The following is a 13816-nucleotide window of genomic DNA, read 5'->3' on the forward strand; positions in this document are numbered from 1 at the left end:
ATATAGAAAATTCATCTAAAATATGAAAAAATGTCTGATTACACTTAATATGGGAGTAGAATATAAATTGTGTCTTTTAATAAAATATTTTAGAGGCATAATAAAAATTTTTAATATTTTTTAAATTAATGATAACATAAAACCTAAAAGACTAAACTAACCAGGAAGTCTGTAAAATGGGGAACTTAGACTTAGATTTAGAAAAAGTTTTAAGTGAAATCTCAAAAATTGAATCAAAAGAGGGTATCAAAATGGCTGCTGCACTCCTCTTAAACGCTCTCATGAAAAAAGAAAGAGAAATATTCCTTAGAGATAGTATTGATAATAAAGCTAATGGTTACTATGAAAGACAACTTGCCTGTTTCTTAGGTAATCTCGGTATCTCTGTCCCAAGAGATAGAAAATCTGAATTCAGACCTGCTATTCTTCCTCCTGAATGGCAAAAAGCTGATGAATCCTTCCAGGACTTTATCCTTAACCTCGTTCTCCAAAGCTACTCCCCTAATAAAATCAAAGCCCTCTTGCAATCTATGAAACTCCCCTACTCCCCAGAACAAATAGAAGAAATTAAAGAAGAATTGTATAACCAAGCCAAAGAATTAAAAACCAAAGAATTGCCAGAAAATTTGTTTGCTATGTTTATAGACGCTTATCATACTCAGATAAAAGATACCGAAGCCAACAGAATCAGAAAAGCAGTTATTTATAATATCATCGGAATAGATATGGAGGGAAGAAAAAATTTACTTTCTTATTACATTTATTTTGGTTCAGAGACGAAGGAGGACTGGCTTCAGATACTTAATGATTTGATAAAGAGGGGAGTTAAGAGGGTTATGGTAATAGGGAGTGATGATTTTCCTGGCCTTACTCAAGCCATAAAAGCCCTTTTTTTTTCCTGAGACAGATCATCAGCTTTGTTTTGTACACATGCAAAGGAACATCAACAGGAACATGTCTAAGCAGGATGCTAAAAAATTTTATAAGGAGTTAAGCATTAAAAACCCCTTCCTTTAATTAAGTCTGCTTTATACGAATTGAGGCAAATGTTTGTGAAGAGATTTTATAAGGAGACACAATTCTCTTGACAAGTGTCCATCATGCCTATTGCCTTCCTTAAATTCATGATAAACTATCAAAGGCACCTCTTTAAAGGCTGTAATTATGGGTCTATATCCACGAAATCCCTTGTAAGTCATCTTGGGATGTCTGTTTTTCTGCTTGTATGTTGCCAGGTGCTGTAACCTCTATTTGAACCAGGTAAAGGCAAATGATATTTTGGTTGAAATAAAAACAAACACATAGATGAAGAAGTAGTGATAAGATTTTAATGATTTTATATATCTGGTAATAACTTCTGGTTTAATGTAAAAATATACAAAAATACGAGAAATAATTAAATATGAGTATTTCTCTTGAACTTTGATTTTTACTTAAACTTAAAAAATTTTAAAAATAAAAAATAAGAAAAATTTTAAAATTTAAAAAATTTAGTCAAAAAAGAGAAAAAAATTTGCATTTTATAAAAATGTTGACAGGAAAATTATTTTTTCTGAAAATTTCTATTAATAAAGAGGAATTTTCTATGTCCTTAAAGGATAAGTTTTATTATGGTAATAAGAATTAAACATTGCAGGAGGGGGGTACAGGTAGAAAATGGTATAGATTTTATATGAGAGTTGGGGAAGAACTATAGAAAGTAACTAAGGAATATGATTTTTAAGTTTAAAGATTACGGAAAGATTTTTGATTTTATTCTCTATCGGCAAATTTGGGGTTGACCCTGAGCCTTGACGGACTTATTTATCTTATGTTATAATTTAACAATTATGAGAAAAAGAGAAATTTTATTACTTTCAGCAATTAACTCCAAATTTTTTCTTTTAAAATTACTGATTTTCTTTCATTTTCTTTTTTCTTATGCTCAGGCACACATCTATAGGTGTGAAAATCCTGAGACAGGTGAGGTCCGTTATACTAATCAGGAGAAGTTAGATGCTTATTATTGTCAACTTTATATAAGAGAAAAACCTAAAAACTTAAACTCTAAATCCTCAGGTCCTAAGTTCCCTTATTCTCCAAATTATACTAAACTACCGGTAGAATACGAGACCTGGTTTGAAAAGGTAGCTCAGGCATTTTCTCTTGACCCTGCACTTCTCAAAGCAATTGCCAAGGTTGAATCTTCTTTTAACCCAAGGGCTGTTTCTCCCAAAGGGGCTATGGGTATCATGCAACTTATGCCTCAAACCGCAAGGCTTGTAGGGGTTGAAGACCCTTATCATCCCTTAGAAAACCTTAAAGGTGGGGCTAAATACCTAAGGATGCTTATAGATGAGTTTCAGGATCTAAGTTTAGCCCTTGCAGCTTATAACGCAGGCCCAGAAAAGGTAAAACTCTATCGAGGAATACCTCCTTATCCAGAAACCCAAAGTTATGTAAAAAACGTATTATACTACTATTCTATTTTTAAAAACAAAACGTTAAATAATTAAAAGTTTAATTTTTGGAGGGTTTTATGCATCCTATCTTAAAAGGTGAGAACTGTAAAAAATTTCTGTTAGGAAATGAAGCGATCGTTCGGGGGGCGATAGAGAGTCGTGTCCAGGTCGGAGCTGCCTATCCTGGGACTCCTTCGTCTGAGATAGGAAACAACCTTTTTCAGATGCAAAAGGATTTGGCCGGTCTCTATTTTGAATTTGCTGTAAACGAGAAGGTGGCTATGGAAATCGTTGGGGCTGCCTCTGCCTGCGGACTACGATCTATCACTTGTATGAAACATGTAGGGTTAAACGTGGCAAGCGATGCCTTTATGTCTCTTGCCTATGTAGGGGTGGAAGGGGGCTTGGTGGTGGTTACCGCAGATGACCCTTCTTGTCATTCAAGCCAGAACGAACAAGATAACCGTTATTATGCAAGGCTTGCTCAGGTGCCTATGTTTGAGGCCTTTGATCCTCATACTGCTTATGTCCTTACCAAAGAGGCTTTTTCCCTTTCAGAAAAGTTTAAACTACCTGTGCTTTTGAGAACTACTACCAGGGTATCTCATGCCAGAGGTGTGGTAGAGGTAGGAGCTATCCCTTTTGATTTTTATACAACCTTTAAAAAAGGATTCTTTAAAAAAGACCCCTTTAGGTTTGTACCTGTCCCTGCTGTTGCCAGAAAACAACATAAACTCCTTTTAGAAAAATTAGAAGAACTTCAAAACTTAGCCAGCTCGTTTAATTTTAACCAGTTTATACCCAAAGGGAAATTAGGGATCTGTGCCTCTGGGGTTGCGGTAAATTACGTAATAGATGCCCTCGAAGATTTGGGTCTACAGGATGAGGTTTCTTTACTTATCCTTACGTTTACCCATCCTTTCCCAGAAAAGTTAGCTTTAGAATTCCTTTCTCATGTAGAAACCTGTGTGGTGGTAGAAGAGCTTGAGCCCTATTTAGAAGAAAACTTGAGAGCTCTTGCTTATACTCATGGTCTTAAAACCAAGATTTTAGGTAAAAAAGAAAAGCTTTTACCCAGGTATTTTGAGTTTACCCCTACCCAAGTAAAGGAGGCTTTAGCTAATGCCTTCAACCTAAAAAGGTTTACCGTTGAAGTTCCTCCTTTCGATTTTTCGGACAAACTTCCGGCAAGACCTCCGGTTCTTTGCCAGGGATGTCCTCACAGAGAAACTTATAAACTCATAAAAGAAGTTTTACAAGAGATGGGAATAGAGGAACGGACTATTTATCCTACAGACATAGGGTGTTATACCTTAGGGATTCAACCCCCATTAAACATGGCAGACTATTTGCTTTGCATGGGTTCGAGTGTGGGAACTCCTTGTGGTTTTGACGTAGCTACAGACCAAAGGGTGGTGGCTTTTATCGGAGATTCAACTTTCTTTCATGCAGGGCTTTCTCCTCTGGTCAACGCTAAGTTTAACAAACATAAATTTACGCTGGTGGTGCTTGATAACGACACCACCGCTATGACAGGACATCAACCTGTGCCTTCTCAAACGATAAAATCACCTATCATCCAGGACCATCCAACCATACCTATACAAAAAATAGTTGAGGCCCTTGATATCCCTTGTGTGGTAATAAACCCTTATAAAAAAGAAGAGGCTAAAGAACTTGTTCAGCCTTTACTTGAAAAACAGGAGCTTTCGGTAATCATCGCTAAAGCTCCTTGTATCTTATATAAAACTAAATCTCAAAAAGGGAGTTAGACCATGAAAAAGATAAAAGGGTTAGTGGTAGGTGTAGGAGGACAGGGTATCATCCTTTTTACCAGAGTGTTAGGAGAGGCCTGCCTTAAGGCTGACATTCCTGTTATCGTTTCTGAAGTCCATGGGATGGCACAGAGAGGAGGTGTGGTAGAAAGCTCTATTTGCCTTTTTGGCAAAAGTCCTTACACCTCAGAAGGAGAAGCAGATTTTATAGTAGCCTTTGAACCTGCTGAAGCCTTAAGGTTTGTTAAAAGGGCTAAAAAAGAAACAAAGTTTGTGATAAGTAAAGACCCCATATTACCCTTTGCTGTAAAAGAGGGATTGGCTACCTATCCTGATCTGAACTCCTTTTTTGAAGAAATGACTTCTTACTTCAGTCAAGTCTTTTTGGTGCCTGGAGAAGAGTTAGCCAAGGAAGCAGGCTCTGTCAAAGCGCTAAATATGGTAATGTTAGGTGCAGCAACTGCTCTTGAGATATTTCCTTTAAACAGAGAGGCTCTTGTTGAGGCTATGCTTGAACTTTTACCTGAAAAACTTCATCAGGTAAACTTAAAGGCCTTTGATTTAGGGTTTAACTACATTAAGTCTATCCTTTAGCCATTGATAGAGGACTATACCTGCTGCTACTGCTACGTTTAGAGATTCTACTTTGCCTACGATAGGGATGGTTAGCCTGTATTTTGAGGCTGCCATCCCCTCTTTAGAAAGACCTTTGGCCTCGTTTCCAAACAAAAGGGCTGTTTTAGGAGGAAAAGAAAAGGAAAAAAGGTCCTCACCTCCCTTAACCACCGTAGCTGTTAGTCTAAAACCTCTTCTTTTAAGGTTCTCAGCAAGTTCTATAAATCTTTCAACCTTTATCAGAGGAACATTTAGGACAGCTCCAGCACTTGCCCTAACTGCCTTTGGAGAAAAAGGGTCTGCCGTACCCCTGGTATAAAACACACAAGCCACCCCAACCGCTGCTGCCGTCCTTATTATTGCCCCTACATTAGAAGGATCCTGAATTTCTTCAAGCACTACCACACAACAAGGGGTACTCTCTAACCTCTCTGGTAAGTCCTCAAAAATAGGAAATTTAACGACCGCTAAAACTCCTTGAGGGGTCTCTGAGGCAACCAACTCTTTAAAAAGAGTTTCTTCTAAGACCAAGATCGGAATTTTTGCCTCTTCTGCCTTTTTGAGCAAAGGCTCAAGTTTGGTAAGACTTCTCTTTTCTAGAACCACCCAGAGTACTTTGTCTCTTTCCTGGTCTAAAAGTTCTCTAACAAAAGAAACTCCTTCTACAAGAAAGGCCTGATGTTCTTTCCTGCCTTTGGGTTCTTTAAGAGCCTTAAGAAATTTAAAGGTTGGGTTGGACCTTGAAGAGATAATTTTCATAGGTTTTAAGAACCTCTTTTGGTTCTTTCGATACAGGCATAGGCGTTGTGGGCATGGATGGACTCAAAGTTTTCTACCTCTACGAAAAACCATTTCACCTCAGGATGTTCCCAGAGCCGTTTGGCTACTCCTCTGACTACATCCTCTACAAAACGCGGGTTTTCATAGGCAAACTCAGTAACAAACTTTTCGTCTGGTCTTTTCAAAAGGGAATAAACCGGGCTTGAGGCAGAGGCTTCTGCAATCTCTATCAACTCTTCCAGCCAGATAAACTCCTTAAACCGTACCTTAACGGTAATCAGGCTTCTTTGATTATGGGCTGAAAACTGGCTGATAGATTTAGAACAAGGGCAAAGGGTCATCACCGGTACCTTGGCCCCAATCACCAGGTCCTTTTTACCCTCAGAATAGGAAGCCAACAAAATTCCCTGGTATTCCATCAGAGAAGAAATCTGGGTAACAGGTGCCTTTTTTTGCAGAAAATAAGGAAAAAACATCTCTAAGTGTGCACTTTTGGCTGAAAGTCTTTGAGCAAGTTTTTTTAAAAGTTTGATTACGTTTTTTACGTGAATCTCCCCTTTAAACTCGTTTATCACCTCTATAAACCGGCTCATATGAGTACCTTTGAACTTAGAAGGGAGGTCTACATAAAGGTTTAGCTCTGCTACCGTATGTTGCAATCCCTTTTCTCTGTCAAGTACTGTTACTGGATGTTTAAATCCCTTGATACCTACTTTATCTATGTCTATTTTCTCTTCAGGTGGCAGACTTTGAACGTCAATCAATTCTGGTTTCATCAGAGTTCTAACCAAAACTCCGAAAAGATGGTTTTACCAAGAAGCACCTGGGTAGTTTTATAAATTTCCACTTCCTTGGGGGTTAAATCCTTAGGGTCTATTTCTTCTCCATCCATAATCCTTCCTACCAGGTTTACCCAATCTGGATGTAAGCCTTTAGCTATCTCTACCAGCTCTCTATCATAGACATTAAGGATGGCTGCATAAAGATCATACTTCATAAGCATCATAAGAAGCACTCGGTTAAGATAAGGTCTTAGTTTCGGGTTAATTCCGTTAGAAACGTTAGAAAGTCCTACGATGCTTTTGGCACCTGGAGCAAGGTCTTGAAGCATCGAAAGAAAATTTAAAGCCTCAACTATTTGCTCTGCCCCTAAGGTAATAGGTGTGATAATTGGGTCTACCCAGATTTTTTCATTAGGGATCCCTGCCTCGTTGAGTTTCATGATAAGGTCTACGGCTAAAGAGGCTCTTTCGTTTGCATCTCTTGGTAATCCTTCGTCTCCCCATAAAAGAGCTACAACCTCACATCCAGCCTCTGCCGCAAGAGGAATAAGTTTTTCCATCCTTTCTTTTTGGGCAGAAATAGAATTCATCAAAAACCTCTGTGGGTTTTTCGAAACCTTAAGTCCTGCAGCCATAGCTTCTTCATTAGTAGTATCTAAGGATACAGGAATGTCCACCTCAGACTCAACCAAGCTTACTATCCAAACCGCAAGGTCCTTCCCATCCTTTTTAGCTGGTCCTATGTTAAGGTCTAAATAGTCAGCTCCTAACTCCTTTTGCTCTCTTGCCATCCTTTTTATTGGTTCTGGGTCTCTTGCCTTTATAGCCGGGCCTATGGTTTTAGACATCACATTTATGCTTTCACCTACACAAACTACTTTTTCCTTCATCTTTCCTCCTCAGCGATTAACCTAAAAATTTTTAAGGCTTTAATCTTTTAGCCAATTCTCTTAGGGCTACAGGAAGCCCGTTTGCTTCTCTTGGCCCTATCACTACCTCCCAACCTCCAAGCTCCTCCTCAAGCTCTCCCTTGATGATAGCCACATAACCTGGTATCATCAATGTTCTGTGTTTTATCTTTTCAGCAATACCTGTTTTTTTAACAAACTCTGCGATGTTATCGGCGTTAAACTTACCTGCAGCCCAGGCAGTAAGAACTGAGAGCCCATCTGTATCCTTTATCAAAAGCCAGCAAGGAACTCTACTTCCTTCTATTTCCCCAGATACGATAAAATATGTCAAGGCAAAGTTGCAAGTCACCACTACTGGAGAATATTCGTCTGGCCCGTTTATAGGATAAATCCCTTCGTCTACCACCAAAGGTTTTTGTGGGTCTGAATAAAGGTTAAACCTTTCCAATAACAAGGGGAACAAAAGCTCTGGCTTCAGGTCTGAAAGCAAAATAATACTTGCATATTTTGCTACATAGATGCTGGCTAAAAGATACTCTTCAACCAGGTCTTCTGTATATCTATCCATAAAGGTTATCACTGGAAAACCAAAGGGCTTAAACCGTTTTTTCACAGCTGCTCGTCTTATGATCACTAAATCTTCAAAAAGCTCCTTTGGATGAAGGGCTCCGCTATCTAACACCAGATCTTTCAATCCTTGAGTAATCAAACCTTCAACCAACCGCGCCAACTCCCCTAAAGTCACCGCAGAAACTACTAAAGGCACCTTTTTTTCTGTAGCCAAACTGACAAAAGAAGATAGATCCTCTGCTTGTCCTGGATAAACAAGTGGAACTGAAGGGGTACACACCTCTATAGCGTTTTTAATTAAAGACAAATCTGAAGAGGCTAAAACTATCGCTACCTCAGGTAAGACTTCCCTTACTTTTTTTACCAAACTAATAAACCTCTCCTTATCTCCTTCATCTTTGATGCAAACTATTTCAGGTTTTAGAACATTGCCTACCCGTTCCCACTTTAAGGTTTGATAGGCTTTAATTCTTCTTAAAACCTCTTCGTCTTCCATCGAGGTTTTTAGATAGGTTCCGATAAGTGGAGGGTTTTCAAACTTTTTTTCATGTCTAAAAAGGACGGTTTCTCCTCCTAACTTATAAGAAGCCTCTGGAGTTCCTATCACTACCGTTCTTATAGGTGGAGCGGTAGCCTCAGATATCTCTTCCTTAACCTTAGGGTCTACGTAAGGACACTTATCTATCTCTACCTGTCCTGCAGCTACCTTCATCGCAAAGGCAAGACAGGTAGGGAAACCACATTCTTTACAGTTTTTCTTAGGAAGAAGTTTCATGATTTGAATACCGGTGAGTGCCATCTAAACTACCCCTTTAAAGGTTGCTTATCTCTTTGTCATCACATCAGAGGAGGAAGGGTTAAAACAGGATGGTTAACCCTTTCTACCCAAGTTTTTATCTCTTCCTCTGTGTTAGCTATCGTTTCGTCTGCTATCTTTTCTATCAAATCAGGAACTCCTAACTTTTCTGCCATTATTTTTAGTTTATCCTTGAGTTCCTCTTTTAAACTTTTAGGCATCCACACAAGCCTTTTTATTCCACCTTCAGCCATCAAAAACTTAGGAGATACGATATAATGTTTAGCTACCCCTAAGAATCCTGGTGTTTGCACCCCACCACCTACCATACCTGCCATGGTAGAAAATTTCATACCTGTAGGGGTAAGACCTGTATAATCCCGGTTAACTACCATAATTCCGTTCACCTCGGGAAGTACCGCAGCAATGCACTCAAAACATCCACAGGCAGTCATAGGGTCTTTCATAATACTATAAAGCGCCACTTTCTCTATTTTCCCACGAGAAGCCTCTTTAACAAACTCGTTTACCCCTGAAAAATATCCAAGAACCGGGTCTAAACATTCCCCTTTAGGAATAGGTTGGTTGGGACCTGTGGGATTGATCTCATAACCCGCCTTTCCGTCAAGCCAGTTATAAGCCCCACACATACCCACCCTTTCAGGGGTTATCACACACACATGAGATGGAGCAAAACTCTGACATAACGTACAGGAATAAAACACATCCACCTTTTCATCAACCAACCCAGCAATTCTTTCATCTCTAACCCGATAAACCTGCTTAGCCTGTTCTAAAATCTTTTTAACCTCAGATTCTTGGGTGTAGATTTTTACCTGCAGTTTATCTACTATGGCACTAAACTTTTCTTTTATCTTGGCATATAGGATTAATCCTAAATGTTTAAACGTAAAACCTTTTTCCACAGCTTGCTTAGATATCCTAAGCCACATTAAATTTCTTTGGCCTACATGCATAATCCCCTGGGCATAGTTTATAAAATAGTGAAACTGTCTCTCTATGATAGGTTCAAAATCTTCTTGCATGTTAGCCCCAGCTACTTCAACCACCACCGCTAAAGGCAATCTATAAGGAGGGCCTTTTTCTTCAAATTTTTTTAAGTCTGGAATATCTGGACCAAATACTTCGATCTTTCCGTCCTCTATTTCGTCTAAAGGCCTTGAAACCAGCAACTCAACCCCTAAGGTCCTTCCTCCTCCACATTCAAGATAGAGGTCTTCCTTTCTAACCCTTTCTCCCTCAAAAGAAGCGGCATAAGCTACAGGAATGTCAAGCTTAACCGAGGTAATCTTAAGCCCTCTTACTTCTAAAGCTGTGTCAACCATCTTATCAAGGGGCACTTTAGAAACAAGATGTTCATAAAGACACACCCCTGGCACCTTTATTTCAGGAAGTTCTACATCGGTTATCACTGGACATCCCCAGTTAAAGACCCCAAGTGCGGTTGCTGCAACCTCTAAAGAAGGAGCACCAAAGGACAACGTAAAAGCAAAGGTTCTGTTTTTATTATAAAGAAGGTTTTTTGGCCCTTCTCCTGGCTTTACCCCTCCAAAAGACATAGCCACTCTACAAGCAAACCCAATGGCAAAGGCTACTGAGGTTACCTCTGGGCCAAAGGGCACCAGTCGAGTTGACCAGCCAAGCTGAACCCCTTGTTGCAAAAGACTTTCTGCCAAACTCACCCCTTGCCCTGTTCCATGCAAAAACACATACAGATTTTTTTCTTGAAGGTCTCTTATTATGTTGATTGCACTTTCTATATCTTCAGGAGTCCCAAGAATAGCCGCAAAACCAGGAGCAGTTCCATCTACAAACTCAACCCCTCTTTTCCTAAAAACAACATCATCTGCCGCCCCAAGCCAAAGCTTCCCTTCCCCTGGGTCTTCTGAATAACAATAAAAGTCCGGCTGTTTTAGATATCTAATAGCCTCGATAATTTCTTCAGAAAAAAGCGCAACCAACCCTGCATCTAAGGCCTTGCCCCAGTAAAAAAATTCAGAAGAAGTCTCCTTAGGTAAAAGCTTCTTTATTTCTTCTAAAACCTCTCCACAATCCCCCAGTTTTTTAACCGGATAACCTAAGATAGCATAGATTATGGGTAAAAAATAAGCAGTATTCGGGAAACCTATGGGTTTTTCTTTACCAAAGGTTTTTACCGCCTGTTCATATTCCTCTAACGCCCTCTCAAAAAGTAAATAGGAACCTTTTATACCCAACTCACAGACTATTTTAGACATTACTTACCTCTTACGGTTTTTGTTCACTTGAAGTCCATAAAAGATTTAATACCCTTTTAGTCAACTCTAAGGACTTAGGATGCCTGAGAATAAACAATTCGCCTCCTGCTAACGCAAGGGACACGGCAGTAATAACCTCCATCATAACCCCTCTCATCTCAGCCTCTCCCATGAATTCATCAGAAGGAAGACTGGTTTCTTTAGTCTTCCAGACCTCTCTACCTACGTTGCAGATAAAGGGATTTTGCAGTTTTACGTCGTTAGAATAAAGGGCTGCAAGCCTTATCCTTTCCATCACAGAATAGGTATATTCAAGTCCATACCCAAGGGCACCTACTGAAGGGTCCATGATAATCTTTTCTAAAGGCACTCCAAGATTTTCAAGCAAAATGTTTAGCTGTTTAGCTATGTTAACGTCTATAGGGCTTTGAGCTATCACAGGCAGTTGATAACCTAAGGCTACTGCCCCTAAAGTACGGTAGTTATCTTCAACTATAGGGCCAAAAAGGATGTTATCATCCTTAATTACCTCAGCCACCTCTCTAAGCACCTCGGTGTCTTTTTCGGCGTTATCACACCCCCATATGATCAAAGGCACATCTACCGCTTTTTTAACCTTTTCTATAACCCTTTTGGCATGGTCTGCCCCTAAATTTAAATAGTTCGGGTCTATCCCTAACAAATAAACAGCGATCGCCTCAGCCCCATACTCTTCTACACATTTTTTAGCCCAGGACCCAGGGTCATCCCACACATCTTTAAAATATTTAGCAAGCACCTCTGGAAAATCCTCAGGAACAACGTCTAACACCTCCATCGCTATCCTTAAAGGTTGACCTAAACTACCCTCAAAACTGTGAAAGGGTAAGGCCTCAGCACCTCCAACTTTTAACGCTTTATCGCCTTTTCCAAAAACAACCTCTCTAATCCTGCCAGAAGCAGGTTCACGATAAAGGTCTTCTGGAAGGCCCTTAGCCCTTTCAGATAAACTCCGATATAAAACTTTTAGCCTGGATTTTTCACCTGTCAGGATTTCTTCTTTAGCAGGTGCCAAGGAGGATGGAGAGGTTTTTGTAAGATCCTCTACTACTGCAGTAGGTTTTTCTTTTGGTGTCTCTATCGTAATACTGACTTTTTCTAAATCTTCTTCTTTTATTTCTTTTTTTCCGGTAATTAAACTTTCAAGTCTTAAAAGATGCTCTTTTAAATTTTTTATTTCTTCTTCTAAGTGCTTTTTTTCTTGTTCTCTCAAAGAAAAGGTCTTAGTATCTTCTGGTAACAAATCTTGAGAAAATGGACGAGGATAAAAGCCAGTTTTTTTAAGAATTTCAGGAAGGTATTCTTCCCAGCCTATAGCCATAAGATGAAATCCCTTTACTCCAGGGATTTCTTTTATTTGTTCTATCAGTTCTACAGCTATTTTTATACCTTCTTCTAAAGGGTCTTTAGCCTCGCGCATTCTTTTAACCAGATCTTCAGGCACACAAGAACCTGGCAGGTGACTTTTGATGTAGTCTATCATCCGAAAAGATTTGGGAGGTACTATTCCTGCTAAGATATAGGCCTTTTCTGTAAGACCTTCGTTGTGGGCGATATACATGAACTGCTTAAACTTGGTTACATCATAAACCAGCTGAGTTTGAATAAACTCAGCCCCTGCTTTGATTTTTTTAGCAAGTCTTCTTACTCTATACTCTGAAGGGTCAGCAAAAGGATTTTCTGTTGCCCCGATAAAAAATCGAGGATTTTCTCCTTTTATCTCCTGTCCGTTTAAAAACCTCCCTTGCTTAAGTTGATTAACCATAGCCACCAGTTGCACAGAATCTAAATCAAACACAGGCTTAGCCTGAGGATGATCACCAAACGTAGGATGGTCTCCTGTGGTACAAAAAACATTTCTTATCCCTAAAGCCCAAGCCCCAAGAAGGTCAGACTGCATGGCTATGCGGTTTCTATCTCGGCAGGTCATCTGAAGGATAGGTTCTATCCCCTCTAACATAATAGCCAAACAACCAGCTAAGCTTGAAAGCCTTACCATGGCAACCTGACAGTCGGTTATGTTTGCAGCATCTACATAACCTTTAAGCACGCGGGCTTTCTTTTTTAACGGCTCAAGGCTTGCATGCTTCGGAGGTGCAAGCTCACAAGTAATGGCCATATAACCAGACTTTAAAACCCTTTCTAAATTGCTTCTAAATTTCACGCAAGCTCTCCTCTTTAAAAGGTTAAGTCTTCTCTTTGTCTTTTTCTTGGGCCTTCGCCAAAGGTTAATCTCCAATCCTTTGGACCTATTATTTCATCAAGGCTTGCAAGCTCTCCCCTTTTTTCAAGCCTGATGATAATCTCATACCACACACAAGGTATTTCAGGGTTTACCTCACACCTTTCTGTTTGAGACCCTCCACAAGGCCCGTTTAAAAGACCTTTTGGGCACCTTGCTATAGGACAAAGACCTGCGGTTTTATCGATAAAACAATCCCCACAAGCCCGACACTTCTCCTCCCAAACACCAAATCCAACATGGGCTCCTATAAATAAAGTATCTGTTCCAGGATAAACCTTTAAATCAGGATAAAGGTCAGCTATCAAGTTTACCCCTACTCCACAAGCTAAACTGACTACCGCTTCAACCTCTTTAAGAAACTCAGGCAACACCTTCAAAGCAACAGGGTCACACTGCCTAATAAGGGTTTGTCCGAGAGCAATAAAGTTTTTCCCTTCTTTTTCTGCTATAAGGTTTAATGCCGAGACCAGCAACTTTACCTCTCGATCTCCTCCAGTTGAGCAAATCCCTGAACACCCCCTACATCCTAAAACCAGAACCTTACGAAAGTCTGCTATGTTTTGCCAAATCTTTTCTATAGGTTTTAATTCTGTAATTACCATAA

10 protein-coding genes and 1 pseudogene are annotated in these 13816 nt (G+C 39.6%); 4 read left to right on the forward strand and 7 right to left on the reverse strand.

Features of this window, described 5'->3' with window-relative positions:
- Nucleotides 1-176: 176 nt before the first annotated feature.
- The 4 genes and pseudogenes from HL41_RS07285 to HL41_RS07300 all read left to right on the forward strand — a co-directional run bounded on the left by HL41_RS07285 (nt 177) and on the right by HL41_RS07300 (nt 4810).
- Nucleotides 177-1088, forward strand: a pseudogene (locus tag HL41_RS07285) (IS256 family transposase).
- A gap of 741 nt (nt 1089-1829) precedes the next feature.
- Complete coding sequence (locus HL41_RS09150) at nt 1830-2495, forward strand: lytic transglycosylase domain-containing protein (RefSeq protein WP_051754580.1); 666 nt, start codon at nt 1830-1832, stop codon at nt 2493-2495.
- A gap of 23 nt (nt 2496-2518) precedes the next feature.
- Nucleotides 2519-4213, forward strand: a complete 1695-nt coding sequence (gene iorA, locus HL41_RS07295; protein WP_038060463.1) for an indolepyruvate ferredoxin oxidoreductase subunit alpha — start codon at nt 2519-2521, stop codon at nt 4211-4213.
- 3 nt (nt 4214-4216) lie between these two features.
- Complete coding sequence (locus HL41_RS07300; RefSeq protein WP_038060465.1) at nt 4217-4810, forward strand: indolepyruvate oxidoreductase subunit beta; 594 nt, start codon at nt 4217-4219, stop codon at nt 4808-4810.
- Here HL41_RS07300 and HL41_RS07305 read toward each other — a convergent pair.
- The 7 genes from HL41_RS07305 to HL41_RS07340 are packed head-to-tail and all read right to left on the reverse strand — an operon-like array spanning nt 4778 to nt 13814.
- Nucleotides 4778-5590, reverse strand: coding sequence for a TrmH family RNA methyltransferase (locus HL41_RS07305; protein WP_038060467.1), 813 nt, complete (start codon nt 5588-5590; stop codon nt 4778-4780). The two genes, HL41_RS07300 and HL41_RS07305, sit on opposite strands and share 33 nt — an antisense overlap.
- 5 nt (nt 5591-5595) lie before the next feature.
- Nucleotides 5596-6387, reverse strand: a complete 792-nt coding sequence (gene folE2, locus HL41_RS07310) for a GTP cyclohydrolase FolE2 (protein WP_038060469.1) — start codon at nt 6385-6387, stop codon at nt 5596-5598.
- Nucleotides 6387-7283: a dihydropteroate synthase gene (locus tag HL41_RS07315; RefSeq protein ID WP_038060471.1), complete on the reverse strand. Its 897-nt coding sequence runs from the start codon at nt 7281-7283 to the stop codon at nt 6387-6389. The genes folE2 and HL41_RS07315 overlap by 1 nt, the downstream gene beginning before the upstream one ends.
- A gap of 31 nt (nt 7284-7314) precedes the next feature.
- Nucleotides 7315-8673 (reverse strand): acetyl-CoA decarbonylase/synthase complex subunit gamma, encoded by a 1359-nt coding sequence (gene acsC, locus HL41_RS07320; RefSeq protein ID WP_038060473.1) that lies wholly within the window; start codon nt 8671-8673, stop codon nt 7315-7317.
- Nucleotides 8674-8711: 38 nt separating this feature from the next.
- Entirely contained in the window at nt 8712-10928 is a 2217-nt protein-coding gene (gene acsB / locus HL41_RS07325; protein WP_038060475.1) for an acetyl-CoA decarbonylase/synthase complex subunit alpha/beta, read from the reverse strand.
- 10 nt (nt 10929-10938) lie between these two features.
- A complete protein-coding gene (locus HL41_RS09345; RefSeq protein ID WP_081856504.1) occupies nt 10939-13131 on the reverse strand; it encodes an acetyl-CoA decarbonylase/synthase complex subunit delta in 2193 nt (730 codons plus the stop codon).
- Nucleotides 13132-13145: 14 nt separating this feature from the next.
- Nucleotides 13146-13814 carry a methylenetetrahydrofolate reductase C-terminal domain-containing protein gene (locus HL41_RS07340; RefSeq protein WP_038060477.1) on the reverse strand — a complete coding sequence of 223 codons (669 nt, stop codon included), beginning with the start codon at nt 13812-13814 and terminating at the stop codon, nt 13146-13148.
- Nucleotides 13815-13816 lie beyond the last annotated feature (2 nt).

Source organism: Thermodesulfobacterium commune DSM 2178, assembly GCF_000734015.1.
Lineage (GTDB): Bacteria > Desulfobacterota > Thermodesulfobacteria > Thermodesulfobacteriales > Thermodesulfobacteriaceae > Thermodesulfobacterium > Thermodesulfobacterium commune.

Coding starts and splice junctions, on each gene's coding strand:
- HL41_RS07300 (WP_038060465.1), top strand. CDS start 4,217: ATGAAAAAGATAAAAGGGTTAGTGGTAGGTGTAGGAGGACAGGGTATC.
- iorA (WP_038060463.1), top strand. CDS start 2,519: ATGCATCCTATCTTAAAAGGTGAGAACTGTAAAAAATTTCTGTTAGGA.
- acsC (WP_038060473.1), bottom strand. CDS start 8,673: ATGGCACTCACCGGTATTCAAATCATGAAACTTCTTCCTAAGAAAAAC.
- folE2 (WP_038060469.1), bottom strand. CDS start 6,387: ATGAAACCAGAATTGATTGACGTTCAAAGTCTGCCACCTGAAGAGAAA.
- HL41_RS07315 (WP_038060471.1), bottom strand. CDS start 7,283: ATGAAGGAAAAAGTAGTTTGTGTAGGTGAAAGCATAAATGTGATGTCT.
- HL41_RS07340 (WP_038060477.1), bottom strand. CDS start 13,814: ATGGTAATTACAGAATTAAAACCTATAGAAAAGATTTGGCAAAACATA.
- HL41_RS07305 (WP_038060467.1), bottom strand. CDS start 5,590: ATGAAAATTATCTCTTCAAGGTCCAACCCAACCTTTAAATTTCTTAAG.
- acsB (WP_038060475.1), bottom strand. CDS start 10,928: ATGTCTAAAATAGTCTGTGAGTTGGGTATAAAAGGTTCCTATTTACTT.
- HL41_RS09150 (WP_051754580.1), top strand. CDS start 1,830: ATGAGAAAAAGAGAAATTTTATTACTTTCAGCAATTAACTCCAAATTT.